The organism is Sphaerisporangium sp. NPDC051017, assembly GCF_040683095.1.
GTDB lineage: Bacteria > Actinomycetota > Actinomycetes > Streptosporangiales > Streptosporangiaceae > Sphaerisporangium.
Genome location: NZ_JBFBCI010000005.1, coordinates 59,086 through 84,259 on the forward strand (window position 1 = coordinate 59,086; position 25,174 = coordinate 84,259).

At 69.5% G+C, this 25,174-nt stretch carries 22 protein-coding genes; 10 read left to right on the forward strand and 12 right to left on the reverse strand.

The genetic code is table 11. From position 1 onward, the window contains the following. Positions 1 to 301 precede the first annotated feature (301 nt). Genes AB0M95_RS06710 through AB0M95_RS06725 form a run of 4 tightly spaced genes read left to right on the forward strand, consistent with a single transcriptional unit; the run spans position 302 to position 6,683 of the window. Positions 302 to 1,396: a hypothetical protein gene (locus AB0M95_RS06710; protein ID WP_358512177.1), complete on the forward strand. Its 1,095-nt coding sequence runs from the start codon at positions 302 to 304 to the stop codon at positions 1,394 to 1,396. Then, complete coding sequence (locus tag AB0M95_RS06715) at positions 1,393 to 3,270, forward strand: aminotransferase class I/II-fold pyridoxal phosphate-dependent enzyme (RefSeq protein WP_363760482.1); 1,878 nt, start codon at positions 1,393 to 1,395, stop codon at positions 3,268 to 3,270. Before AB0M95_RS06710 ends, AB0M95_RS06715 begins: the two co-directional genes overlap by 4 nt. Positions 3,271 to 3,286: 16 nt before the next feature. After that, complete coding sequence (locus AB0M95_RS06720; RefSeq protein WP_363760485.1) at positions 3,287 to 5,461, forward strand: DUF4910 domain-containing protein; 2,175 nt, start codon at positions 3,287 to 3,289, stop codon at positions 5,459 to 5,461. Then, complete coding sequence (locus tag AB0M95_RS06725) at positions 5,454 to 6,683, forward strand: MFS transporter (RefSeq protein ID WP_363760488.1); 1,230 nt, start codon at positions 5,454 to 5,456, stop codon at positions 6,681 to 6,683. The genes AB0M95_RS06720 and AB0M95_RS06725 overlap by 8 nt, the downstream gene beginning before the upstream one ends. Positions 6,684 to 6,694: 11 nt before the next feature. On the opposite strand, the gene AB0M95_RS06730 is transcribed toward AB0M95_RS06725, so the two are convergent. Next, positions 6,695 to 7,894, reverse strand: coding sequence for a hypothetical protein (locus tag AB0M95_RS06730; RefSeq protein ID WP_363760491.1), 1,200 nt, complete (start codon positions 7,892 to 7,894; stop codon positions 6,695 to 6,697). A gap of 209 nt (positions 7,895 to 8,103) precedes the next feature. Further along, a complete protein-coding gene (locus AB0M95_RS06735) occupies positions 8,104 to 8,247 on the reverse strand; it encodes a hypothetical protein (RefSeq protein WP_358512162.1) in 144 nt (47 codons plus the stop codon). A 730-nt stretch (positions 8,248 to 8,977) separates the two neighbouring features. Here AB0M95_RS06735 and AB0M95_RS06740 point away from each other — a divergent pair. The 4 genes from AB0M95_RS06740 (at position 8,978) to AB0M95_RS06755 (ending at position 13,487) form a co-directional block, all read left to right on the forward strand. After that, positions 8,978 to 10,303 (forward strand): MFS transporter, encoded by a 1,326-nt coding sequence (locus AB0M95_RS06740; protein WP_363760494.1) that lies wholly within the window; start codon positions 8,978 to 8,980, stop codon positions 10,301 to 10,303. Between the two features lie 279 nt (positions 10,304 to 10,582). Next, positions 10,583 to 11,344 carry a hypothetical protein gene (locus tag AB0M95_RS06745; RefSeq protein ID WP_363760497.1) on the forward strand — a complete coding sequence of 254 codons (762 nt, stop codon included), beginning with the start codon at positions 10,583 to 10,585 and terminating at the stop codon, positions 11,342 to 11,344. Next, positions 11,341 to 12,570, forward strand: a complete 1,230-nt coding sequence (locus tag AB0M95_RS06750; protein ID WP_358512153.1) for an argininosuccinate synthase — start codon at positions 11,341 to 11,343, stop codon at positions 12,568 to 12,570. Before AB0M95_RS06745 ends, AB0M95_RS06750 begins: the two co-directional genes overlap by 4 nt. Further along, on the forward strand, positions 12,567 to 13,487 hold the full coding sequence (locus AB0M95_RS06755; RefSeq protein ID WP_363760500.1) for a methionyl-tRNA formyltransferase: 921 nt from the start codon (positions 12,567 to 12,569) through the stop codon (positions 13,485 to 13,487). Before AB0M95_RS06750 ends, AB0M95_RS06755 begins: the two co-directional genes overlap by 4 nt. Positions 13,488 to 13,566: 79 nt before the next feature. Here the strand turns inward: AB0M95_RS06755 and AB0M95_RS06760 are convergent, their stop codons facing one another. Then, positions 13,567 to 13,950 carry a RidA family protein gene (locus AB0M95_RS06760; protein WP_363760503.1) on the reverse strand — a complete coding sequence of 128 codons (384 nt, stop codon included), beginning with the start codon at positions 13,948 to 13,950 and terminating at the stop codon, positions 13,567 to 13,569. 618 nt (positions 13,951 to 14,568) lie between these two features. On the opposite strand from AB0M95_RS06760, the gene AB0M95_RS06765 reads away from it, so the two are divergent. Further along, positions 14,569 to 15,021 carry a type II toxin-antitoxin system CcdA family antitoxin gene (locus AB0M95_RS06765; RefSeq protein ID WP_363760506.1) on the forward strand — a complete coding sequence of 151 codons (453 nt, stop codon included), beginning with the start codon at positions 14,569 to 14,571 and terminating at the stop codon, positions 15,019 to 15,021. A 490-nt stretch (positions 15,022 to 15,511) separates the two neighbouring features. Continuing rightward, the gene (locus tag AB0M95_RS06770) at positions 15,512 to 16,672 is read left to right on the forward strand and encodes a DUF262 domain-containing protein (protein WP_363760509.1); all 1,161 of its coding nucleotides are present in this window, start codon (positions 15,512 to 15,514) and stop codon (positions 16,670 to 16,672) included. 50 nt (positions 16,673 to 16,722) lie between these two features. Here AB0M95_RS06770 and AB0M95_RS06775 read toward each other — a convergent pair whose 3' ends face one another. From AB0M95_RS06775 to AB0M95_RS06815, 9 genes are all read right to left on the reverse strand, one after another. Next, positions 16,723 to 16,926 (reverse strand): hypothetical protein, encoded by a 204-nt coding sequence (locus AB0M95_RS06775; protein ID WP_363760512.1) that lies wholly within the window; start codon positions 16,924 to 16,926, stop codon positions 16,723 to 16,725. Between the two features lie 216 nt (positions 16,927 to 17,142). Continuing rightward, complete coding sequence (locus tag AB0M95_RS06780; RefSeq protein ID WP_363760514.1) at positions 17,143 to 17,943, reverse strand: thiopeptide-type bacteriocin biosynthesis protein; 801 nt, start codon at positions 17,941 to 17,943, stop codon at positions 17,143 to 17,145. Positions 17,944 to 17,959: 16 nt separating this feature from the next. After that, positions 17,960 to 19,210 (reverse strand): lanthionine synthetase C family protein, encoded by a 1,251-nt coding sequence (locus AB0M95_RS06785; protein WP_363760812.1) that lies wholly within the window; start codon positions 19,208 to 19,210, stop codon positions 17,960 to 17,962. Then, a complete protein-coding gene (locus AB0M95_RS06790) occupies positions 19,105 to 22,026 on the reverse strand; it encodes a lantibiotic dehydratase (RefSeq protein WP_363760517.1) in 2,922 nt (973 codons plus the stop codon). The genes AB0M95_RS06785 and AB0M95_RS06790 overlap by 106 nt, the downstream gene beginning before the upstream one ends. 70 nt (positions 22,027 to 22,096) lie before the next feature. After that, a complete protein-coding gene (gene fxlA / locus AB0M95_RS06795) occupies positions 22,097 to 22,231 on the reverse strand; it encodes an FxLD family lanthipeptide (RefSeq protein ID WP_363760520.1) in 135 nt (44 codons plus the stop codon). Between the two features lie 31 nt (positions 22,232 to 22,262). After that, positions 22,263 to 23,489 (reverse strand): methyltransferase, FxLD system, encoded by a 1,227-nt coding sequence (gene fxlM, locus AB0M95_RS06800; protein ID WP_363760523.1) that lies wholly within the window; start codon positions 23,487 to 23,489, stop codon positions 22,263 to 22,265. Positions 23,490 to 24,026: 537 nt separating this feature from the next. Next, positions 24,027 to 24,314: a hypothetical protein gene (locus tag AB0M95_RS06805; protein ID WP_363760526.1), complete on the reverse strand. Its 288-nt coding sequence runs from the start codon at positions 24,312 to 24,314 to the stop codon at positions 24,027 to 24,029. Then, entirely contained in the window at positions 24,311 to 24,724 is a 414-nt protein-coding gene (locus AB0M95_RS06810; protein WP_363760529.1) for a hypothetical protein, read from the reverse strand. The genes AB0M95_RS06805 and AB0M95_RS06810 overlap by 4 nt, the downstream gene beginning before the upstream one ends. Beyond that, positions 24,712 to 25,005 carry a hypothetical protein gene (locus AB0M95_RS06815; RefSeq protein WP_363760532.1) on the reverse strand — a complete coding sequence of 98 codons (294 nt, stop codon included), beginning with the start codon at positions 25,003 to 25,005 and terminating at the stop codon, positions 24,712 to 24,714. The genes AB0M95_RS06810 and AB0M95_RS06815 overlap by 13 nt, the downstream gene beginning before the upstream one ends. Between the last annotated feature and the right edge of the window lie 169 nt (positions 25,006 to 25,174).

A 25,174-nucleotide genomic window follows, 5' to 3' on the forward strand; every position in this document is an offset into this window, starting at 1 on the left:
CCGCCCTCGATACAACATCATCCCATTCATCCTCGTCAACAGCATCGACGGACTTATGTACTTCGACGGTCAATGACGCGCTCACGGCACCCCCGGCATGGATTCACGGCCCATCGACTACGACGCTTGACGCGAATGGCGTAAATGACCCCATACTAAGCGGACACCACAGCAGTGAGGGAGAAAAGCCGTGGCCCACGTCGTCTTCCATGACAAAGTCGGCGGCTCGGAGACTCTGAGCGCAACCCCTGGACGGCCGCTTACTGAGGTCCTGACGGCGTACGGCATTCCCGTAAACGCCGTGCTTACGACCCAGAACGGGAAAATCGTTCCCGAAGAGACCACGACCGTCGGGGCAGACGACGTGATCGAGATCCGGCAGGTCCGCCACTACGACCTGGACGTCACGCGCAAGCCTCAACGTACCGTTTACGGCACCCCCGATCCCGTTTACGTGAAAACGGTCATGTTCGACGTAAACGGACAGCTCGAGCATCGATCCGAGCAGTTCGACCGCGAGGGCTTCATCCGGTACGTCGAGGAGACGTTCGTCCAGAGCATTCACAGCCACGCGGTGCTCCGGCCCGGCGAGAAGGTCGTCATCGGCCTCTCCGGCGGCCGGGACAGCGTCGCGTTCGTCAAGCTGCTGGAACGCGTCGGCGACCGCGTCCCCCGAGTGCCCATGACCTCGGTCACGATCACCGGCCTGCCCGACTGGGACGAGCCGGCGACGTTCGAGGCCGCCCGCGCCTCCGCCGCCGGGCTCGGCATCGACCAGGTCATCGTCACCGCCGAGGACATCGAGCGCGTCTTCAAGATGCGCCGGCCGTTCGTCGAGGCCATGAACAGCGTCGTCTCCGGCGAGCACCGGCACTACAACATGGTCGTCGGCCACCACGTGCTGCGCCGCATGCTGGAGAACTACGCCCAGGAGAACGGCGCCGGCACGGTCGCGTTCGGCTTCAACGGCGACGACCTCGTGGCCAGCATGGTCACCTGGATCACCAGCGGCTACCGCATGGGCGGCATCCCCGTCCGCGAGATCGGCGGCCTGCGGTACATCTTCCCCCTCTACCGCATCACCAAGAAGGAGCTGATGCTCTACCTGGAGCTCGTCGCCCCCGAGCTCAACCGGCAGGGCACGCCGGGCCGCTTCACCACCGGCCCGCAGGACCGCTCGATCGCCTACGCGCTCGCCGACCACCTGTACGGCCTGTGGCCGGGCGTCGACTACTACCTGTTCGAGTCGTTCGCCAACATGCAGCGCTACATGTTCCCGTTCGTGGAGCAGAAGTGCCGCATGTGCGAAGGGGTCTACATCCTCCAGGAAGGAGTACAGAACCCGCCGGACCTCTGCGACGTGTGCGAGTTCTTCGGCAAGATGGGCTTCTCATGACGCGGTGGTACACCGAGTACTTCACCGCCGACTACTGGAGCTTCGCCCGCCACGAGTACACCGCCGCACGTACGGCCGGTGAGGTCTCGTACCTCGTCAAGACACTGGAGGAGCACGCGCCCGGGCGGCGCGTGCTCGACCTCGGCTGCGGAATCGGCCGGCACGCCGTCGCGCTGGCCGAGCACGGCTTCGAGGTCGTCGGCGTCGACGTCAGCCTGTGGGCGCTGGACCAGGCCGAGGAGTCCGCGCGGCGGGCCGGCGTCCCGCTGACGGTGGTCCTCGCCGACCTGTTCGGACGGGCCGACCTGCCGGAGGCGGACGCGGCGGTCTGCCTGCAGAACTTCGGCTGGGGCACCGACGACGAACAGCGCCGGTTCCTGCGCCGGGTCCGCGAGCGGCTCGTCCCCGGCGGGGTGCTCGTCCTGGACCACTCCAACGTGACCGGCATCCTGACCCGGTACCAGCCCACGGCGCGGTTCGAGGCCGAGGGCGTCGTCTACGACTTCTTCCGCTCCTACGACCCGGTGACCGGCCGCAACCAGGGCGAGCTGCGCGTCACCTACCCGGACGGCACCGTCGCGCGCCTGCTCGACGACGTGCGCCTCTACCAACCGCCCGAGGTCGCGGGGATGCTCCGCGACGCGGGCTACGAGATCGTCCGCGCGGACGCCGACTTCGCCGCCGGGTCCGAGATCCGGATCGACACCCGGTACGTCCAGTTCGTCGCCCGCGCGGCCATCACTCCCGAGCCGGCCGTCCTCGACTACACCCGCGTCCTCCCGGCCCCCGGCGACCTCGACCTCCGCTGGGCCCCCGACGAGATCGAGTTCGTCCGGGACGTGATCGACCAGGTCTGGGCCGAGGTCACCCCGGACGGCCGGCCCACCACCGCGACCGCCGATCCGAGACCGGACGGCCTGCCCGCCTCCGTGCCCGCCGAACCCGTCCCGGACGGCCGGTCCGCCTCGGCTGTCGCCGACCTCGCGCGGCATCTCGCGGTCACCGACCCGTACGGCGGCGAGCGCGCGGCGCCCGTGCTGAGCGCGCACTTCAGCGCCCGCATCACCCCGGACCGCGTGGTCGCGGGTGCGGGCACCACCACCCTGCTGCACGCCCTCGGCGCGCTCGCCGCGCCGGGGACGCTGCTGTGCACCCCGTACTCTCACCCGGACCTGCCCGGCTGGGCGGCCCGGCTCGGCGCGACCCTGCGCCCCTTCGACCCGGCCGACGACGACGCGCCCGGCACGATCTCCCGGCTGCGGCCCGCGCTCGTGCTCGTCGAACGTCCCGGCGTCCTCGGGGAGCTTCTCCCGCCGGACCGCGTCCGCGCCCTCGCCGAGGCGGCCCGGAACGCCGGCGGGCTGCTGGTGCTGGACGAGGCCTGCGCGACGTACGCCGGGCCGGAGGCCAGCGCGGTGCCACTCACCTCCGAGGTCGAGGGGCTCGTCGTGCTGCGCGGCCTGTCCAAGGGGTACTGCTGCGGCGGGCTGCGCGTCGGGTTCGCCATCTGCTCGGCGGACGCAGGGGCCGCGCTGCGCCGGGTCGCACCGCCGCTCGCGGCCTCCGCGCTTCCGCTGGAGGTGGCGATGCGCCTGCTCGAGCGCGGCGATGTGCTCCAGCCCCTGCGTACGGCCCTCGCCACCGCCAAGCCCGAGCTCGTCGCGGGGCTGCGCCGTCTCGGCGTGACCGTGGAACCGGGACATTCGGCGCTGCCGTGGGTCACCGTCGAGGGCGACGTCCCGCCCGGCCTGCTCGGCAAGCCCGTACGCCCGATCTTCGGCCCGCCACGCACCCGCGTCAGCGTCCCCCTGTCGGTGGAACGCCGTACCGCCTTCCGCGCGCTGGTGGACCGGGCGGCCCTGGCGGGCGGATGAACGCCGTGGCGGGCCGGTGAGCGTCCGGGGGGTCGTCGACCGGATCCACGCGTCCTTCGACACGGCTGCGGCGATGGCGGACGTCGCCGCGGTGTGCGGGTTCGACCGCTACCAGGCGTCGTCCGGCGTCATGGCGGCGGCCGAGTACGTCGCCGCCCGGGCCGAGGAGGCGGGTCTCGCCGACGTACGGCTGCTGAAGTTCCCCGCGGACGGTGGCCGCCGCTGGTGGAGCTTCCGCGCCCCCACATCCTGGACACCCCTGCACGCCGAACTGACCGCCGTAACCGGACCGTCCGGAGTGGTTTCGGAGATCGGCGCGGCCGCACCGTCCCCCTTGGGCTCGGCGACCGGGCCCTTCACCGTGTCCGCGCACTCGGACGAGCCGTTCACCGTCGCCGCATACCCAGACGAGCCCTTCACGCTGGCCGCGCATTCCGCGCCGACCGGGCCGGAGGGGGTCGAGGTGCCCATGGTCCGCGTCGGCTCGGGGACCGCGTCGCTGCGCGGGGCACTGGCCGTGCACGACGACCCGGCGATCCCGCTTGCCCGCGCGCTGGCCCAGGCCGAGCGGGAGGGCGCGCTCGGGCTCGTCACCGACCAGGTCTCCGAGGACGGCCAGGTGGGCAGGGTCGAACTGCGGGGCGGCACCTCGCTGCTCGCCTTCAGTGTCCCCCCGGGACGGCTCGCCGGGCTGCTCGCCCGGGGGCGCGCCCGCGTCACCGTCACCGCGCACGACACCGCGCCCATGCCCCTGGTCACCGGCCTGATCCCCGGCGACGAGGCCACCGAGGCCCTGCTGTACGCCCACCTGTGCCACCCGCGCCCGAGCGCGAACGACAACGCCTCGGGCGTGGCCGCCCTGCTCGGCATCGCGCGGGTGCTGGCGGGCCCTACCGGTGAGGCGCAGCGCGGCTTCGGCGCCCGCCCACGCCGGGGCATCCGGTTCGTCTGGGCCCCCGAGTTCACCGGCATGGCCGCCTACCTGCACGATGTCGCGGCCTCCGTCCCCATGGCCGCCGTCAACGTGGACATGGCGGGCGAGGACCAGCGGCTGTGCGGCGGGCCGCTCATCGTCGAGCGCGCACCCGACCACCTGCCCGGGTTCGTCAGCGCGCTCGCCGAGCACGTCGTCACCCTGCTCCCCCAGGCCGCGCGCTCCTACACCGGGGCCGTGGCGTGCGACACGTGGGCCTGGCGCGCCACGCCCTTCGTCGGCGCGTCCGACCACAGCCTGCTGGCCGACCGCTCGATCGGCTGCCCCGCCGTCACGCTCGGGCACTGGCCGGACCGGTTCAACCACAGCTCGGCCGACACCCTCGACAAGGTGGATCCGGAGGAACTGCGCCGCACCGCAACCGTCGCCGCAGCCACGATCGCCGTCCTGAGCACCGCCACCCCGGCCGACCGCCCCGAACTGGAAGCCATCGCCACCCGCTGGGCGGCGTCCCGCCTCCTGGAGTGCCTCCCCAGCCGCGCCCCCTCTTCCGACATATCCGAAATGTCGGCAGATGGAACCGAGCGCCACACGGCCGACGAGGCGGACCTTGATGCTCGGCGCGGAGTGCTGGAGGCGGGGCGGGCGGGCGCGTTGTTGTGGCATCGTACGGACGTGGCGATGGCGGCGCTCGGGTGGATCGACGAGCTGTGCGGGGACCGCGGCGGGTCCGCGTCCCGGCGATGGATCCAGGACCTCGCCGCCCACATCGCCACCTTGTTCCCAGCGTTCCCAGCGTTCCCAGCGTCCCCAGCGTCCCCGGCGTCCCCGGCGTTCCCGGCCCCGGCGGACGCGCGCGCGGGCGGGACGCCGTCCATACCGCGGCGGACCTGGGAGGGGCCGTTCAATCTGCGCGGGCTCGCCGAGGCGGCCACGCCGGATGGGCGGGAGTGGATCGGGGGACGGCTGGCCGAGGAACGGGCGCGCGGGTACGCGCTCATGCTGGCGCTGGCCCATGCCGTGGACGGCGCGCGCGACCGCGAGGCCGTGGCCCGGTACGCCGAACACGCCACGGGCCTTCCCGTCGAGGACGGGTTCGCCGGGCGGTTCCTCGACATCCTGGTGGAGGCGGGATGGGCCGCCGAAACGGCCACCGTCGACGAAGGGAAAGCGGGGCCTGATGGGGGCGCTGTGGGCGGGGTAACGGCGGGATCGGCCGCCAGGGATGGAGGTGCCGGTGCGCCGGCTCATGCGTGACCCCAGATTCGTCCTGCTCTTCGCGAGCCAGGCGATCAACATGTTCGGCGACCGGGCGCTGCTCGTCGTGCTGGCCATCTGGGTGAAGGAACTGACCGGGTCGGACGCGCTGGCCGGCGTCACGTTCGTCCTGCTGTCGCTGCCGTCCCTGCTCGCGCCGCTCACCGGGCTGCTCGTCGACCGGTTCCCCCGGCGCCTCACGCTGATCGTCAACGACCTCGCCGCGACCGTCCTCGTGCTGTGCCTGCTGCTGGTGCGGGACGCGGGCGACCTGTGGATCGTGTTCGCCGTCACGCTCGGCTACGGCATCTCCAACCAGATCTTCAACGCCGCGCGCGGCGGCCTCGTCCACTCCATGGTGCCCAAGGAGTTGCTCGGCGACGCGAACGGCCTTTTCGGCTCGGTCGGCCAGGGCCTGCGCATCATCGGCCCGCTGCTCGGCACGGTCATCTTCGTGACGGCCGGGCTCAGCGGGGTCGCGCTCCTCGACGCGAGCACGTTCGTCGTGTCGGCGATCATCCTGATGATGCTGAAGAGCACCCCCGACCTGGTACGCGCCCGGGACAAGGTGCCGGGGCGGCTGATGGGCGACCTCACGGCGGGCGTCTGGCACATCCTGCGCGACCGCGAGCTGCGCGGCGCGGTCCTCGCGGTCGGCCTCGCGCTCGGCGCGGGCGGGCTGCTCAACACCGCGATGTTCGCCGCCGTGGACGAGGGCCTGCACCGGTCGACGGCGTTCATCGGCATCGTCGCCACGTTCCAGGGCGCGGGCTCGATCGCCGGGGGCGTGGGCACCGGAATGCTGATCAGGCGGTACGGCGAGGCGCGCGCGGCGGCCATCGGGTTCGCGTTCGGCGCGGTCGGCATGGCGCTGGTCATCCCGACCCACGAGGTCGGCATGTGCGTGGGCGCGGTGCTGGTCGGCGTCTCGATCCCGGTGTTCCTGGTCGCGACCACGACGCTCGTGCAGCGCCGCACGGAGGGCGAGCTCCAGGGGCGGGCCCTGACCGCGATGGAGGCGCTGATCGACATCCCGTTCATCGCGTCGCTGGGCCTCGGGTCGCTGATCATCCAGTTCGTGCCGTTCCGCTTCATCTACGCCATCAGCGCCGTGGCGTTCATGAGCGTGGCGGTGTACGTGCTGGTATTGCGCCGCGGCGGGGCGGCCTCGGGCCCGGAGGTGCCGGCGGCCACGACCGCGTCGGAGCCGACCGCCTCCTGAAGGCGCCCAGGTCAGCGCCAGGTCGCGAGCGGGACGAGCATCTCGTCCGGAGTGAGCGCGCCGTGCTCGAAGGCCATGCCGGGCACGGGGAGGGGGAAGCGGGGCGAGGTGGCGATGGCGACGACCTCGCCGAACCGCTCCCCCACGGCGGCGGGAAGACCGGTGGACCCAAGAACGGGCAGGCCGCTGGACCGGAGACCCGGCAGACCGGTGGACCCCGGACCGGACGGGCCGGTGAGCCCGAGGGCGGGGAGGTCGGCGGCGGGGACCACCAGGGCGTGGCCGTCCATGGCCTCGCGGAGCCGTTCCAGCACCTCGGCGGCGCGGCCCGCGCGCGGGTGGAGCCAGCGGGTCCGGCCCGCGCCTCCGGCGGGGAGGCGGCACAGCTCGGGGGTGTCGACGCGGGCCCAGGCGACCTCGAGCGCGGCGTCGGGCTCGCAGGGCACCTGGCCGTGGTCGGAGTGGGCGAGGACGGTCCACCCGCGGCGGGCCCAGGACAGCGCGTGCCGTTCCAGCGCCTCGACCGCGCGCGCCGCCCGGTCGTCGTAGCCGTGCCGGTGGACGTGGTCGTCCAGGTTGACGTACGTCCAGAGCAGGAGGGGACGGTCGTCGCGGTGGGCGGCCAGGACGTCCTCGACGTCGCGGGCCACGGCCTCGACCATCCGCCCGGGGTCGGCCGCGTCGGCGGAAAGCGCCCGGGGGTCGGGTCGTGGGCCGCGCGAGGCGCCGGCGAGCAGCGCGGACGCCCAGGGGCTGTCGATCGCGCCGATCTCCCGCGCCTTGGCCACGGGCCGCGCGCGCGAGGCTGCGACCTGGAAGACGGTGGGCAGCGCGGCCAGGACGCCGGGCGCGACGGGACTCCCGACGGTGACGGGGACGCGAGGGGCGCGAAGGCCGTCGGCGGCGCGAGGGCCGTACGGGGTGGCCGGACCATGGGGCGCGCCGGGGATGCCCGGAGCATCGGGCCCGGCGGGGGCGTCGTGGGGGCCGGCGAGGATCGTGCCGAAGATGACGTCGGCGAGGGCGTCCTCGATGGGGGAACGGTAGGCCGCGCCGACGACGAGGTGATCGGTGAGCGGGACTCCGGTGACGGCGGTCATCCAGGCCGTCGCGGAGGTGCTCGGGAACGTGGAGGTCAGGCATTCGAGGGCTGCGTCGCGCCACCCCGCGCGGGCGGCCCGCCACGACAGGCCGTCGACCGCGAGTACCACGATTCCCCGGGCGGCACGGTCGAGCTCGGCCAGAATCCGCCCGGGTATCGCACACAACGATTGCTTCGGATGCGGGGTGATGCCGCCCGCGTCCGCAATCGCGCATTCATTGATCAGTGCGATATCGTCCAGCAAGGGAGTCGATCTCCGCACAGTGGATTAACCGGCGCGAAGATCGACGCCGGCCGCTCGGTCGAACCGACGCTTCGTCACATATTCGGGACGCAGTCGGTGCAGGTCGTGCGGAACTTGATCGCCAGCTCCGCCTGGCGCGCGGCCAGCATGTTCTGCACCAATTCCGGCGTGAGCAGAACGGGGGTTTCGGTCGTCTTCTGTACGAGCTTGGGCGTCATCCCTACCTCCTACGGGAAATTGACGGCTACCCAAAATGTCGGGCGAATGTAGCGTAAAATACGCCTAGATAGCTGTCAACAGGAAAATGTACGGTAAACGACCCCATAAAGCCCTGACGGCATGACGTGGGACATCTCCGCAGGACACGCCCCCAAGCCACCCCCACGATGCCCCGCCGCCGGACCCCCGTGAATAGGCACCGGCCTCCGGTCCCGGCACGGCCGGAACTCAGGGTTACCAGATGTGATCCGTTATTCGCCGGGCCGCGCGGCCCCTCCGCCGCCCGCCCTCCATAGGGAACGACCACATCCCCCGTCCGTGCGGTCCGAAACCCCGGTCACGCTCCCCCGGACCCGTCCGTTTCCGTCTGACGATACGGGACGCCCCGGTCACGGACCAGAATGACAGGACCAAAATGACAGGGCGCCCTGGGGCCGGACCCGAAAGAGCGGGCTCCCGCACGCCGTCCCTGCTCGGCGCGCGCCCGCCCGGCGCCGTGGCCGTGGCCGCACGACCGCCGTGCCCGCGGAACCCCCGCTCCCTTTGGACCCCGCGGCCGCGTGACGGCGGGCCCCGCGTGAATGTCCACGTCCGTGTATCCGGTGTAAGCGTAGGGATTATCGGACCGGAAAAATGTGAAACACAGCGGTAATTGACGCCCAACACCGCCTTGTGATCACAATACTGCACGATTAGCAACGCCACGCCTATCGACCCACGGAGGATCCGTTGTCCACGGAGAGTCAGTCAGACTCCGACGCGCCGGAACTCGCCGCACCACGAGACCGGGGACTCTGGTCCAACCACGACTTCACCAAGTTCTGGGTCGGCGAGACCATTTCTCTGATGGGCGTGCAAGTCACCGCGCTGGCGTTGCCTCTGACCGCCGTACTGGCGCTGAACGCGGGCCCCGAGGAGACCGGCGGCCTGCGGTTCGCCCAGTTCGTGCCGTTCCTCTTCCTGTCGCTGCTGTTCGGCGTCTGGGCCGACCGGCGCAGGAAGCGGCCCCTGATGATCGGCGCGAACATCGTCAGGTGCGTGCTGATCGGCCTCGTGCCGCTGCTCGCCTGGATGGAAGCGCTCAGCATGTGGTCGCTGTACGCGCTGGCGATCGGCATCGGCATCTGTACCGTCCTGTTCGACGTGTGCTGGATGTCGTACGTGCCCACGCTGGTCGACAAGAAGCACCTGGTCTCGGCCAACGGCAAGGTCAACTCAAGCTTCTCGGTAGCCGATCTGGCCGGCCCCGGCATCTCCGGCCTGATCGTGCAGATATTCACCGCGCCGTGGGCCCTGATCATCGACTCGTTCTCCTACTTGGTCTCGGTGATCACCCTCTCGTCGATCCGCCGGCCCGAGCCGGAGCCGTCGCCCGGCGCCGAGCGCCATCTGGGCAAGGAGATCCGGGAGGGCATCGTCTTCGTGACGAGCAACCCCTTCCTGCGGATCATCGCCACGATCGGGTCCGCGTACAACTTCTGCTACATGTTCATCGACGGCCTCTTCGTGCTGTACTGCATTAAGACGCTTGGATTCGACCCCTTCACGCTCGGCCTGACGCTGAGCCTGAGCTCGGTCGGCGGCCTGCTCGGCTCGCTCGCGGCCGGCACCTTCATCAAGCGCTACCAGTACGGCCGCGTCTACATGGTCGCCGTCGTGATCGGGTACTGCGGCCCGCTGCTGGTGCCGCTGGTCACCGGGCCGACCTGGCTCGCCGCGGTCGTGATCGGCGGAGGGTTCGTGTTCACCCGGTTCGGCCTGTCGGTGGCCAACGTCGTGGCGCTCAGCCTGAGGCAGGCCGTGACCCCGCAGCACCTGATGGCGCGCATGACGGCCGGAATGCGCACCCTGCTGTCGGGTCTGGGCACCCTCGGCGCCCTGGCCGGCGGGTTCGTCGGCGCGAGCATCGGCCTGCGCGAGGCGATCTGGGTGGGGGCCATCGCCTCCGCCGCCGCCACGCTGCCGCTCTTCTTCTCCATCATCCCGCGACTGCGCAAGCTCCCGGAGAGCCCCGAAGAGGCCCTGGAGTTCGCCACCGCCCAGCGCACGGCCTGACCCGCACGCGGCGCCGGCCGGCACGAGGCCCGCGCCCGGGATCCCCGCCCGGGCGCCACGGGTCCCTCTCGCCGTGCGCCGGCACCGCCACGGGCTCCCTGTTTCACGACGGCTCTCGTAAGAGATTTCGATAGACGCGTTTCATAACTATCAGTATTGCCTTCCTGCACGGAGCGCGGCTTATGCTGCACTCCGGATCCGGCCGCCCGCCATCGGGAATCCAGTCCCTTGTCCATAAACCCATGATTCAAGCCACAGCGATACTCCAAGGAGGCGGCCATGTCGGACGTCGACACGCTGCTACTCGATCTGGAAACGCATCTCGCCACGAGTGTGAGCGAGGAATCCATTGCGCGGGCGCGGCGTAATTTCTCCTACCTGGGCCACGCCAAGGTTCCCTTTCTCGTCCCCGACTCCGTGAAGAAGGCCATCGCCGCCGAGGTCAACGAGCTCCTCGAGGTCGGCAGCGTGCGCCGCGAGGTCAGCTTCAAGGAGACCGACTTCAGCCCCCGCCGGATGCGCAACGTCCGGCGCAAGGAGATCGCCGAGTTCGGCACGGTCATCCCTGAGATCTACAAGTCGGCCAAGCTGCTGCAGGGCCTGGCGCAGGTCGCCGGCGAGCCGGTGCACCCCTGCCCGTACGAGCCCGAGCAGTACGTGATCACCTGCCTGGAGAAGGACGGCGACACGCACGGCTGGCACTGGGACGACTACAGCTTCGCCGTCGTCTGGGTCATCGAGACCCCGCCGATCGCCGACGGCGGTTTCGTGCAGTGCGTGCCCGGCACGACCTGGAACAAGTCCGACCCGCAGATCAACCGGACGCTGGTGAAGCACCCGATCTACTCGGTCGAGCTCTTCCCCGGCGACCTGTACCTGATGCGGACGGACACCACTCTGCACCGCGTGTACCCCGTGGCGAACGGCACGCGCAAGATCATCAACATGGGATACGCGTCCACGCAGAACCTGACGATGGAACTCTCCCACGAGACCATGGACGGTCTCTGGGCCGAACCGGAAACCGTGGAGGTCTCGTGACCAGCAACGCCGGGAAATCGCCCGAGCACATCGTCCTCGCCTTCTCCGGCGGACTGGACACCTCCGTTGTGCTGGTGTGGCTCCAGGAGCGCTACAAGTGCCCCATCACCGCGTTCGTCGCCGACCTCGGCCAGGGTGAGGAGCTGGAGACCGCCCGCCGCAAGGCGCTCGCCCTCGGCGCGGTCGACGTGAAGATCGTCGACCTGCAGGAGGAGTTCGCGAGCGACTACGCGTTCCCGATGTACCGGGCCGACGCGATGTACGAGGGCCAGTACCTGATGGGCTCGTCCATCGGCCGCCCGCTCATCGCCGCCGCCCAGCTCCGGGTCGCCGAGGAGGTCGGCGCCGACGCCGTGGCCCACGGCGCGACCGGCAAGGGCAACGACCAGGTCCGGTTCGAGTACACCTACGGCGCGCTACGGCCCGACATGAAGGTCATCGCCCCCTGGCGTGACTGGGAGTTCTCCTCGCGCAACGACCTGCTGGCGTACGCGAGCAAGAACAACATCGAGGTCGACCTGTCCAGCGGCGAGCGGCCGTACTCGATCGACACCAACCTCCTGCACACCTCCTACGAGGGCGTGGCGCTGGAGGACCCGGCGCTGCCGGTGCCCGCGGGCCTGCTCACCCGGGTCAAGGACCTGCTGGACGCCGAGCCGGAGCCCGAGGTCGTGCGGGTGTCCTTCGAGAAGGGCAACCCGGTCGCGGTCAACGGCGAGGCGCTGTCCCCCGCCGGGGTGCTGCGCGAGCTCGGCGCGATCGGCGCGCGGCACGGCGTCGGCCGCCTCGACATCGTCGAGAACCGCATCTTCGGCATGAAGACCCGCAACGTCTACGAGGCGCCGTCCGGGACGATCCTGTGGCACGCGCACCGGGCCGTGCAGTCGCTGGTGCTCGACCCCGAGGTGCTGCACCTCAAGGACGAGTTCATGCCGCGCTACGCTAGCCTCGTGTATCGGGGTCTGTGGTTCGCGCCGGAGCGTCTGATGCTCCAGCACGCCATCGACTGGAGCCAGGACGTCGTGACCGGCGAGGCCAGCCTGCTGCTGTACCGCGGCAACGTCCAGGTCGTCGGCCGCACGTCCCCGCACAGCCGCTACGACATCGCGTTCGCCACCTTCGAGGCCGACGACGTGTTCGAGCAGCGCGACGCCGCCGGGTACATGAAGGTCAACACGGTCCGCTTCCGGGCCGGGCGGCGCGCCGCCGGCGGAGCCGCCCAGTGAGAGTCCTGTTCATGGGGTACGGGGAGCTGGGCGCCAACATGCTCGGCGGCCTCGTCAGGCGCCACGACGTGGTGACGGTGCTCACCCACGTGGCCGAGTTCGGCGGGCTGGGCGAGCCCGACGTGGAGCAGTTCGCCGGCAAGCTGGGCATCCCCCTCATCTACTCCTCCACGGCGGCCGAGCCGGAGCTGTGGCAGAAGGTGGAGGAGCTCGCGCCGGACGTGATCGTCTCCACGAACTGGCGGACCCGCGCCCCGATCGAGCTGCTGCGCGTCCCGCGGCTCGGCGCGCTCAACGTGCACGACGCGCTGCTGCCGGAGTACGCCGGGTTCGGCTCGGTCAACTGGTCGATCAGGGACGGGCGCACCGAGATCGGCCTGACCGTGCACTTCATGGACGCGGAGCTGGACACCGGCCCCGTGGTGGCCAGGGCGCTGGTCCCCATCGGCCCGCACGACACTGCGGGCATGGTGCTCCAGAAGCTGATGAGCGAGTACGTGCCCGTGACGCTGCGCGCGCTGGACCTGGTCGGGGCCGGGCACACCGGCGAGCCGCAGCCGACGACGGGGGGAACCTTCTACCACAAGATCGGGCTTGAGGACACTCGGATCGACTGGCGCGATTCCACCACCGAGGTCTACAACCTGGTCCGCGGGCAGAGCGACCCGTTCATCAACGCCTGGACGACGCACAACGGCGCCCGGCTGTTCGTCAAGGTGGCCCGCCCGCCCGAGCGCGGCTACTGCGGCACGCCCGGCCGGATCATCAGGGCCGCCGAGGACGGGGTCGCGGTCGCCTGCGGGCGTCGCGGCGACCCGGACGCGCGCGGGCTGATCCTGCTGCAGGTGAAGACGGAGGACGGCCCGCCCGTCCGTGCCGTCGACTACTTCAGGAAGGTACGCGGCTACCTGGAATAGCCCGGTGGATCCGTGAGAGGCGGCCGCCCCGCACCGGGGCCGGCCGCCTCTGCGTTTCCCGTCGTCACACGCCGTCGGGTCACTCGGCGGCGACCGCCTCGACCTCCAGCAGCCAGATCGGGTCGTAGATGCCGGTGATGATGATGGTCATGGCGAACTGGTGGCCGGCGAAGTTCTCGTTGCGCACCCGCGACAGCGCCGCGCGGTACTGGCGGTCGCTGAGGTAGATGGTCAGCTTGACCAGGTTGGTCACGTCCATGTTCGCGGCCTTCAGCAGGGACCGGATGTGACCGAACACGAGCCGGGCCTGGTCTTCGAAGTCGGGCGGGACATGGCCGTCGACGGTTTCGGGGATCTGGCCGCTGATGTAGAGAAGCCGTGAGAAACCGGTCAGCTCCTTGGCGTTCGCGTAGTAAGGGCCGGTGCCAGGGACCTCAGGGGAGGTGATCGTCCGCATCTCCATGGTCATGAGTGTGACACAAACACGCACCCCCCGAAGCGCCCATCGGGCCTGCTCCAGCAAACCTTCCGGCAACGCGAAACGGCGGGTACGGGGTCTATCCGCCCCATACCCGCCGCCCGGCGTTTGAACTCGCGTCAGAGTTTCATCGTGGCCAGGTTTGGCGCACGGACCAGAAGTCGCTGCTCGTCGAGTCCCTACTGGTGCAGATTCCGCTCCCGGCGTGCAGGCAATCAGGCAATCCGATTTGATACTGATTGCACCATTTATGTCCTCGACTCCCCTATTGTGATCATAAGTGCCCATGTCCGAATATGCACAGTTGCGAGCCGAGTTGGCCGAGCTGCGCAAGACCAAGGGCGAGCCTGGGTCAGCGCTGGAGTTCGCCGCTCCCACTGGCGAACACGAGTGGTACTCCGATGCCTGCCGGGGATGCGGCGCAGACCTGGCCCGATGCCCAAGAGCGGGAGGATCCGCCGTCAGGTGCATGAGCTGCTCAAGCCGCGGATCAATTGGTCTCCATAGCCACTCACCCCTTGCATGGCGGTATATGGACGGTATACCGTCCATATACCGCCATGGAGCCTGTAGCGCGCGGCATACACAGAGAGGAGAGGTCGCATGAAGACGTCCGTCTACCTCCCCGACGCCCTGGCCGAACAGGTCAAGGCGCATGGGATTTCCATCTCAGAGGTGACTCAAGAGGCCCTGCGCCAAGCGGTGCAGAAGGCCGAGCTGAAGGAGAAGTTCATGAGCGACATCCACGCCGTCGCGGAGCGCCTCCGCGCCACCATCGATGCAGACCTCACAGCGGCCCGTGCAAAGGGTCACGAGCACGGAGTCAAGTGGGCGAAGGAGTACGCCACATTTGGCGAACTACTCAAAATTAGCTTAAGGGTGGAATCAGAGTCGGATGAGGAGGAAGTATGGCCGAGCGTCGAGACGTTCTTGGCCGACATGAGAAGCGGCGACAAGACCTTCTCTATGCCGCGCCCAGATGACGACAGTCCGTACTGGCAAGGCTTCTTTGACGGCTGCGCGGAGGTGTTCCTGGCCGTCCAGGATCTGCTCTAACTCCTCCGACCGAAGCGCTCTAACTCCAGTGGCTAGGTTCGGCGCATCCGAGAAGCCCCGTCACTCCTCCCGGATGGCGGGGCGTTCTCCTGTCTCCGCTCGCCGACTCTCCCTGTCTGCGACGTAGCTTCCTCACCACAGAAGGATGATCACCCATCCCTCTTCGCGGAGCAGGGCGATGGCCTGCTGGCCTTACCCCCGGAGATCCCCGAGTTCCGCAACGCGCACCAGAACGCGCACACCGGTATGTGGTCGGCCGTGCACAAGCTCAGCGGCAGACCTTGAGGCCAGCCTGCGCTGGAGCGGCGGGCCTGCGCGGTCCAGATCGCCCAGAGCCGGCGCCGCCGAGCCTGCCCATACGGACGAGGAGGAGCAGGCCCGCATCAGCCGCCTCGAACTCGCCGCCGATCGTGACTGCCATCTCCAAGCGGCCGACGTTTCGCCGGGCGATCGTCGGTGGGGCGGGCAGCGGCCTAACTAGGATGGCTACATGACTTCGGAGGGAACGCAGACGGCACCGGATGTGGTAGAGGATGTCTTCGAGGGGATGGCCACCGGTATCGAAGTGGAGGACTCCAGCAGCGTCGAGGAAGTGATCCACCGGCCGTGGAATCCGGAACAGGTTCGTGTAACGACGAGCGTGTTCTCACTGCGTAACATACTCGACCTGATCGACGAACGCTCCCTTGAACTCGCGCCGGACTTTCAACGTGGCCAGGTTTGGCGCACGGACCAGAAGTCGCTGCTCGTCGAGTCCCTACTGTTGCAGATTCCGCTCCCGGCGTTCTACTTCGCCGAGGACAGCGACGGTGCGTTCCGCGTCGTTGACGGAGTCCGGCGACTGTCCACGCTGTACGACTTCGTGCGCGGCTTGGACCCAGCGTTCCGACTCAAGGGCGTGGCGTATCTCAAGGACGTAGAAGGGCTGCGTTTCCAAGACCTCGCCGTACAACTGCAACGCCGGATCAACAACACACAGCTGGTCATCAATGTGATCGACCCGGGGACACCTCCGGAAGTCATGTACGACATCTTCAAACGGATCAACACCGGCGGCACACCGCTCAACGTGCAGGAGATCCGGCACTGCATGAGCCGGCCGCGTAGCCGCGACATCGTCAAGCGTATGACGCACACCGACGCGTTCGCCAAGGCCACCAATGGCCTGACCGGTCACATCAGGATGAACGACCGCGAGATGGCCCTGCGCTTCGCAGCGTTCTGGCTGCTTGGCATGGACGCGTACATGGAGAATCCGGTGTTGGAAGCCTTCCTAATGGACGCCACTCGCCTGCTGGACGATCCGGAAGCCGCGTCGGACGCGAAGGTACAGGAGTTGGAAAGCGCCTTTGAGGCGGCGATGACCAGCACGTACCTGATCTTCGGTGAGCACACATTCCGCAAGTGGCCCCAAGACGCAAGCGGACGGAGTCCGATCAACCGGGCGCTGTTCGAAACCTGGTCGATCGCAGTAACCGGCTACAGCGCCCAGGATCTCGCCGCGCGCCGTGAGGACATCGTGGCAGCCGCTCGTCATCGGATGACTACTGATGTCGAATACCTCAACGCCATCACCTCGTCTACCGCTGACCGGCGGAGGGTCGCGTATCGGTTCGAGGCTGCCGCCGAGGATGTGAGGGCAGGACTGTGATCCGCTCCCTGGATATCACGCATTTCCGGTGCCCTCGGTCGCGGTGAGCGTCACGGCTGACCTCCCTGCTCAGCCTCGCCCAGGACCACGACGGCGCAGTCCTCGCACGCCATGGGGTCGAACCGGCTCCAGATCACGGGCACTCCCGTGCCGTGCCCGATGAACAGGACGTCGATCCCTGCCAGAGTGCCAGCGCAGCGGCGGGCGTGGCTGTCCAGCACCGGCATTGTCTGGGCCATCGTCGCCGGAGTCATGACAGGATCCCCGCGCTGGTGAGGACCTGACGCACCGAGCTGGTCGCTTCGTGCGGGGCCGCGAGCGCCCGCTCGACCTCCTCCCGCGGCAGAAACCCGCAGGTGACCTCGCGGGCCAGGCGAACCGCGTATGGTCACGCGCACCCCTCGAAGCGCCTATCGGCCCTGCTCCGGCAAACCTTCCGGCAACGCGAAGCCGAAGCCGCTCGCGCTGACTCAAAGGGCTCTGGAATCGTGGAAGACGACCTCGACCGCGAGGGCGGCCATGGTCGCCTGGTCCATGCCGCTCAGGCCCGCGCGGTTGAAATGAAAGATGAGGTGATGGGCGAGGACGGCTCGCAGGCCGCGCTCGAGTTGGCCGTGGCGGTTCAGACGGGCGAGGGTCTGGCCGGTTTGCTCGAATGCGGCGATCCACGCCTGATAACCGTGCAATGGTCCGCGTTTCGCGGGGTCGCACAGGCCTGCGGCGTCGATGGTCATGAGGGTATGCATCGCATCGAGGAATTCCCGGGCGCTCTCGGGGGCCCTGGGGATGATGTTCTCGTACGGCCGTAGTTCGGCAACCCTCGCCCACACGTCGCCCTGCTCGAACCAGTCCAGACCGGCTCCGCGCAACAACACGCCGCACAGCAGGATCGAGGTTTCCCGCTGGCGAAGCGGCGGGTCGGTCTGAAGCCGGCGCAGCAGGTGGCGGCTGTCGGCGTGGAAGAGCTTGCACGCGGCGTCCATGCCCGCGGGGCCGCCGAAGGCGACGGGTTCGAACTCGCAGATGACCGAGATCCATGTCATCGACTCGCCGACTTCGGTCAAGGCGTGAAGTACCGTGTCGGCGGCTGCTGGGCTGGTGGGCAGCCATCGGAACCGCCACTGCTCCTTGCGGGTGAAGAACCAGGCGGAGACGAGCCCGTGCTCCTCGGCGTCTCTCAGGACCGGCCCGATGCGGGCCACGGCGAGGCGTTCGGCGTCGTGGCGGTCGGCGAAGCTGACGTTGGCTTGCCGCCATTGGCCAGGCTGCACAGGTACCTCTTTTCGGTCAGCGGAGGAGCAGGCAGGCGTCCCACGAGGTGGTGCGTGATGTGTGGTGGGCAAGAGTGTGGAGGGCAAGGCCGTAACCTGCGGATCCGGTCAGGAGCCCGGGGGGTGTGTCGGTAGCGGCGGGGCCGTCGACAAGCAGTTCGGCGACGCGAGGGAGCTGTAGGTCGTGCGGGGCGAGCGCGTCGGCCGCGAAGGCGGTGACGGTCATGAACAATCCCGCCGTGCCGTGACACAGGCTCTGGTCGACGATTCGCCGGAGCTGGCGCGGGTCGTTCAGGCAGCCGGTCAGGGCGGACTCGGCGGTGACCCGGCGGGCGGTATCACCGGTCGCGAGAGCGGCGAGCTGCTGGGCGCGCGCGATTCCAGGCGTGCCGTAACACCAGGAGGGGCGCAGCGGCCCGGGTTGTGTGGTCCGCCCCTGCTGGAGTTCGGCGAGGGTGACCATCTCGGGCCACCAGGAGCCACCGGGGTGGTCCTGCTGCCAGTCGTCCAGCCACGCACAGATCCGGCCCATGGCCTCCACCTGGCCTGGCACGACCAGGTCGCCTCGGGCGGTGAGAGCCAGAAAGGCCAGCGGCCCGGCGATGCCGTGTGCCATCCCATTGTTGGCGTGCCCGCCAAGCGGGTCTTCAGCTGCGCGGCCGGCGGAGGACATCGTCCACCAGCCTGGGAGTCCGTCGACCGGTTCGGTGAGAGCAACGAGGTAGGCCAGCACGTCCTTGACCAGGTCGCCGCCGGGGTCACGTCTCCACAGGTGAGCGCCGAGACCGGTCAGGCCGCTGATCAGATCGAACTCGGCGAGGGCGGGCCGTTCGCCCCGCGCGAGCCGCTGAGAGGCCGCGTTCAACCGGTCCCGGGTGACGGTCGCGACGCCTTCGTCCAGGACCGCCTGCGCGTGCCGGTACCCAGGCCGGCGCGCGGGGTGGAGCGCGAACGCCAGCGCGGGCGCCCCGTGGTAGAGGCAGGCGTCGGCGCCGATTGTGAGTTCGTCCTGAGCCGCTGTGGTCAGCCAGGCGTGCGCGTCCTGCCACCCGCCGATCCCCGCAGTGGCCCGCTCGATATGCAGGAGCGCGATTCCGGTGGCACCACCGCTGAGTGACTGGACCGATGACCCGACCGGGTGAGGTCTGCTGAGCTGCCGGGCTATGTAGTCGGCGTGGCGGCGAGCTCGCTCGCGAACGTCGATGTGCCGCTCCTTTCTCCTCGGACGGTCAGGCCTTGAGCGACGGCCCGGGCCAGCCGCAGACAGGTCCGCTCGGACTCCGCGTCGATTCCAATCATGCGGGCGTGGTGCAGATGCAGCAGGTCGGCCATAACGACGTCCACGTCCGGGCCGTCGAGCAGCGCCCGGTAGGTGGTGAGCGCCATCCGCCGCCGTTCCAGAAGCCGCCGTGGCGGAACGTTCGCTGGTTGCCGGGCCTGCTCCAGCACGTTCCGATCGAGCGCCTGGCGCCCACCGTGGGTGATGTGCTCCACGAGCCAGCGCGGTCCGTCGGCACCGAGGAAGCCTGTCGCGAGGTCGACCAGGCTCGCTGCGGTCATGGCGGAAGCGTTCAGGTTGGTGCCCAACTGCGCGACCGCGACGGCAGAGTCTGCTGCGAACACGGCTTCCGCGGCGGCCAGTGCAGGTCCGGTGCCGAACCGGCCGGTCTCCGGCCGGTAGGTGTCCAGAGTGAAGTCGCGAAGCAACCCGGCACGATGAACGATGTCGGCCCATTGCCCGAACGAGCGGGCGGCGCGCCCGTACTGGTCCCCGTCGTGCAAGCGCAATCTGATCCGCAGATGCGGTGTGGGGGTGTCGTAGCGGATGAACCACCAGTCGTCGGGGGCACCGTGCTCCCAGTCGCCGAGCAGAGCCGGCAAGGAGGTCGTGAGCAGATCGGTCTGGCGTCCCAGGTGCCCGAACAACTTCGCGTACAGCCACGGCGAGACCCCTGGCAGGTGGCCAGGACCGTGATGGATCCGTAAGGGCCGTAAGGGTCGTGCCCATGAGCGCGGTGCCGCAGTGGAGGCGAGGGGAACAACGATCTCGTGGGGGCGGCCGCCGATCCAGCCGTCATCGGTTCCATGCTCGATCAGCGTCGCCTTTCCGGCCCGGTCCAGGTGGCGGCGCAGGAGCGCCAGGTGCGCGCCTTCGGTCAGGTCCAGGCGGATCAGGACGTCATCGTCGCCTAGCCGCACCACATCCGGGATGTGGTGGGAGTGCCGTCGCTCCTGGAACTCTCGCGCCCATTCCGAGGTGGTGGCGGTCGAGGCGGGCAGGGTGGTGGCTGTGAGGTTCCACCGGGCCGGGCTGAGGACCGTGCGGCCGTATCGGACCCGTGGAAGGAACGCGAACCGGTCGGCGACCAGGCCCCAGAAGAACGGGGTGCAGGGTGAGGACGTCCCGGTGCTGACCTCGCATAGGAACCGGGCCAGCGGGTGGGCGCCGTGACGCAAGTCGACCGCGTTCAGCATCAACGGCTCGACCGCGCACCCGCGCGACAGGGACACCAGGGCAAGGCTGCGGGTGTCGGCGGTGACCGCCAAGTCATCGAGATCGACCGGGGAGTCCAGTGGGTGACGATGTTCCCCGAGCGACAGCACCGGCAGGATGTCCGGGGTCCGGGCGAGGCTGTCAGTGCGGGCGAACAGAGGGGTGCTGGACAGCTGCACGGCCATCGCGCCGACCGTGCTCGTGGGAAGGCCCCGGTAGGCCTCGGCGATACGGTCGCGTTCACCGGCGTCGAGAAGGTGCAGGAACCGGCCCACCGAGGTCCCGGCGTGCCGCGACGCGCACGCCACCGTGAGGGTGAAGCACCCGGCGTCCAACGCGGCCGGGGTAGGGGCGTTCAGCCTGACCCGCAACTCCGTGTGGGGGACCACCCCGGCGCTGCCGGCAGTCTCCAGTCCAGCCACCATCTCCTCGTCGAGGACCAACTCGGCGCAACCGTCCAGAGAGGCGCTCTGGGCGAGGCCAGCCAACGCGATGTCCCTGTGCTCCGACGGCGGGCTGTCCTTGAACAGCGTTCCCCGGAACCCGGCGGGATAGCCGAGCCCCCTATCGGGGTCCAGCAGCTCCCGGACCCCGACTAGCGCGCCGGGACCATAATGGTCGACGAACGCGGTGTGATAGGTCTGCCAGGTGGGCCGCCCCGGCGCTACCCGGACCAGGATCGTGGCAGCCGCCTCGATCTCACCGATCACGGCGGGCGGCAGGGTGATCGAACAGTCCAGCCGCAGCCCGACCGACAGCCGTCGGCCCGGGTCGAGAGCGGTGGGGCTGACGTCGATCCCCTTCAGCCCGTCGAGTTGGGCGGCGACATTGGCGTGGGGATCGGTGACGGTCATCGGCGGCCGCAGACTGGTGAGCAGGATCCGTTGGCGCACCAACTGGGTGAGCATATCCTCAATGATCGTGACAGGTGTCAGGGGAGACTCGGCGGTCAGCTTCGCCAGGAGGTCGCCGAAGATGATCGGGGACCTGGCCTCCTGGAGGACCCTGCGGACCGCAGCGGTGTAGCGCACGGATACGTCCGACACCGGTCCCTCGGCGCACGGCTGACAGGGCAGCACCCAATCGCCGCCCCGCTCGAACCCCAGGTTGTTCGCCATGACCGGCAACTGCCGGAGCAACTGCGGTCGGCTTTCCAGCGCGCTTATCACGTCAGTGAGCCACGTGGAATCCGGTTGGCGCACGGCGGTGTGCCGCCCGCCGAACATGACCGACGCGGTGGGGCCCACGTCGATGGGGCAGACTCCGGCGAACAATCCGAATGGTGTGGCCCGGCTCGTCCACCGCAAGAGATAGCGCATCAGGGCCTCGGTCGCGCGGCGGACCTGACGCGGCTGGAATTCGCCTGAGTTCTCGCACAACGCAGTGAGGACGCGAGCCAGGTCTGGGCTCGCGACTTCGATGGCTTCGGCCACACCTGCCAACGGCCAGACCTGGCGTACCCAGGCCACCTGCCCGGAAACGTCGTCGTCGGTGAGGTCTGGCCAGGGTGGGAGGACCAGATCGTCTGGGTAGGCAGCGACACGAATGACGGCGGCGTCCACGACCCGAAAGCCCGGTTGATGCACCACTGCTGATCCTCCGTTCGGGGTGAGGGTGTTCCCGGCCCTGGAACGGAGGGCCGGGAACACCAGGACGGGTCTAGCAGTTGGCGATGCCTGCGCTGCCCGGGGTGTCACCGCAGTTGTCGCTGGTGCAGTCCTCGGTGGCGGCTCGCGGGACCACGGGCCCGGCAGCAACGAGACGGACGTCGAGGTTGAAGTCGGTCGGCTCCATCACAAGATCCTTTCGAGGTGGAAGGGATGTGCTACCTGGCCGTCGGCCAGGAGATCACTAGACGGGAATGCTTCTTCTCGAGCACGAACCCGTCGGGCAGGTGCGCGTCCGGTGTGCCCGCCGGGTGGACCGACAGGTGGGGGCCCGGCCGTCCAGCTCGGTCCCACGCGGCGATCCGCTCGGCCAGCAGCTGCGCGGACCGCTCCGCGTGCGGGCCGTGCGCGAACGCACCGAACTCGAACAGCTCACGGTCGGCGTCGACCGGACGGGGCTTGGTGCGGTAGGCGAGGTTCGGGCCGTCCACGAACGCCGGCGTCCCGTACTGCCACGGCAAGGCCACGATGCCGTCGTCGATCGCTTCCTGCGACGCGGTGATCAAGCAGAAGCCTGGCAGGGTCGTGGCGAGCCACAGATCCTGATCGCTGAACGGGACTTTCGCGCCCACCGTGATGCCGGTCCAGACCTCAGCACGGGGCAGGTCCAAGACGCCTGACAGCACCGCCACATCGATGCCCTCCCGCTCGTCCAGCCACAGCCCGACCGCGTCATCACCCAGCAGAGGGATCCCAGTTCCCCGATGGGCTCCCGCGCCCTGCATCGGCACGAACCCGCACATCTGGTGGCCACGGCTCACCAGCCGGTCACCCTGGTGCTCCAGGATCCAGGAGCGGGTCATGCCCTTGGTGCGGAGCGGGACGACGAGCCGCCCTCCCTTGGCGAGCTGGGAGGCCCAGGCCGGGGGGACGTCCCATGACCCGACCGTGACGATGATCGCGTCGAACGTGCGGCCGGGCCCGACCTCGAACTCGGCGTCCGCGCAGATCACCTCGATGTCGGTGTAACCCGCATCGGCCAGGCACCGTTCGGCGCGGTCGGTGATTTCCGCGTCGATATCGATCGTGGTCACCGAGCCGGTCGGCCCGACGACCTCCCGGATCAGTGCCGCGTTGTAGCCGCCGCTGCCGACCTCAAGAACCCGATCACCGGGCTTCAGCTCGGCCTGGCCCAGCATCATCGCCTGGAGCCAGGGAGCCGACACCGAGCTGACGGTCACGCCCCTGTCGTTGTACTTGGTGACGATCGCAGTGTCCTCGTAGGCGGCCTTGAGATCGGCGTCGCCCGTGAACAGGTGGCGGGGGACCGTCCGCAGCGCCCTCTCGATCTCGACCGACAGCACCACACCCAGGGCCCGGTGCCGGGCAGCGATCCGTTCGACCAGCGCACTCCGAAGCTCCTCGGCGCTCATCGTGTCCAACATGCCGCCTTCTCTCTGATCAGGCCGCCGCTGCGGCCCCGAAAACGTCACCGGCGGATCCCTGGTGACGGATGAAACCCCGACGATCGGCCCGCATGGTGAAGGGCAGAGTCACCGTCAAAAAGTGTCACGGGTCGCCACCATGCGGCAGCCCATGTCCACGATCGGTCACCGCCCGGAACCGTACGGCCACGCGCAAGCGGCCAGGGTGCGTGGGCACCGGCCATCTTGTTCGACGGCACGGCGGGACGTGCTCGAATCCGGCCGGTTCCTTTTCCCCATCCCGCATCTGCCTTGTAACCGACGTTGAGATGCGCACGCGGACGCCGTCGCGGGTGATCGCGACGCTCAACCCACCGCCGCGTGCTTCCGCCGGCAGGCCCAAGGCGTCGGCCCACTGCCGGACCGTCTTGTGCTGCCGCGCGAGGTCCCGGGATACGGGCACGGTCAGAACACCGGCCCTCTCCAGGTGCCAGGTAAGCCCCGGCGGTTCGGGGTTCTCGCGCTCCAGTTTGGCCATGACCTTGACCGACGGCCGTGTCATTGGGCCTGCCCGAGGAGGATGCGCTCCCACAGCGTCGCGACGTCGGAGTGGGTCATCCGGTGTGTCTGCGCGATGGCGCCCTTCCCGGTGCGTTCGATGTAGCCGCGGCCGCCGGCCGTGACGAGGGAGTACATGACCGGCTTGCACTGGCAGGTCCAGCGCAGCACCCGCCGCCGGTCCTCGCTGCTGGTGGCCGCTTGCCAGGCGATGCGCTCGGCGTCGGCGTTCGGATCGGGGACGTGCGGGCCGTGCCCGGCGTTGCCCTCGGTCGCGGTGAGCGTCACAGCTGCTCTCCCTCCTGCTCGCTCTGGCCCAGGACGACGACGGCGCAGTCCTCACACGCCATGGGATCGAACCGGCTCCAGATCACGGGCACCCCGGAGATCTCCGCCACCCGCGCCTGGACCGCGCACGCGGCGGCGACCATGGCGTTGGGCGTGGCCACCTTCCACAGGACGGCGTGCCGGATCCAGGACAGGGTGAGGAACGCGACCGCGAACAGCGGACCGCTGACGGCCGGCCCCGACGCGGGTGTGGGTGCCTCCTCGTCCCGCTGGTCGACGAGGGTCAGGCGCGGGAAGTAGCCGCCCACCGAGATCCGCGCGCCCGGCCCGAAACCGTAGGGATCGCGCTGCTCGCCGCCACGCTCGGCGGGTTCGCGGGAGCGCCTGCCGAGGTCGGTCACGCGACCCACGCCCAGTCTCGGCCGATCGATGCCATCGCGCCGAGCTCGGCCTCGCGCATCTGCTCGCGCAGGTCCTCAACGGTGGACGCCTCGACCCTCAGGGGGGAAAGGACGCCCCAGACGGCGATGGCCACGAACCGGCGGATGCCGATGCCGTAGAAGATGCACCACCCAGGCTCGCCCTGGTCGAGCTGCTCGGCGGCGGTGCGCTGCGCGGGGTCCCAGCGGCGGGGGCTCACGCGGGCGATCGGCTCTCCTGCCCGGTGCCGTCCTGGCGTCCGCGGCTTCACGCGGCCGCTCCCTGCCGGTAAGGCGGGCGCCCGTGGAGCATGGGAGTGCGCTGCGGCAGGCCAGCCGCGTAGGGGGCGTGGCCGCACCACCGGCAGCCCAGCGGCTTGGGTGGGGCGTCGGCATGGTGACGGATACGGATGAGTCGGGGCATTCGGGGGGTGGGGGCGG

Bases quoted from the DNA above. Each gene is read 5' to 3' on its own strand.
- AB0M95_RS06715 (WP_363760482.1), top strand. From the start codon at position 1,393: ATGACGCGGTGGTACACCGAGTACTTCACCGCCGACTACTGGAGCTTC.
- AB0M95_RS06725 (WP_363760488.1), top strand. From the start codon at position 5,454: ATGCGTGACCCCAGATTCGTCCTGCTCTTCGCGAGCCAGGCGATCAAC.
- AB0M95_RS06735 (WP_358512162.1), bottom strand. From the start codon at position 8,247: ATGACGCCCAAGCTCGTACAGAAGACGACCGAAACCCCCGTTCTGCTC.
- AB0M95_RS06745 (WP_363760497.1), top strand. From the start codon at position 10,583: ATGTCGGACGTCGACACGCTGCTACTCGATCTGGAAACGCATCTCGCC.
- AB0M95_RS06760 (WP_363760503.1), bottom strand. From the start codon at position 13,950: ATGGAGATGCGGACGATCACCTCCCCTGAGGTCCCTGGCACCGGCCCT.
- AB0M95_RS06765 (WP_363760506.1), top strand. From the start codon at position 14,569: ATGAAGACGTCCGTCTACCTCCCCGACGCCCTGGCCGAACAGGTCAAG.
- AB0M95_RS06770 (WP_363760509.1), top strand. From the start codon at position 15,512: ATGACTTCGGAGGGAACGCAGACGGCACCGGATGTGGTAGAGGATGTC.
- AB0M95_RS06775 (WP_363760512.1), bottom strand. From the start codon at position 16,926: ATGACTCCGGCGACGATGGCCCAGACAATGCCGGTGCTGGACAGCCAC.
- fxlA (WP_363760520.1), bottom strand. From the start codon at position 22,231: ATGGAGCCGACCGACTTCAACCTCGACGTCCGTCTCGTTGCTGCCGGG.
- fxlM (WP_363760523.1), bottom strand. From the start codon at position 23,489: ATGTTGGACACGATGAGCGCCGAGGAGCTTCGGAGTGCGCTGGTCGAA.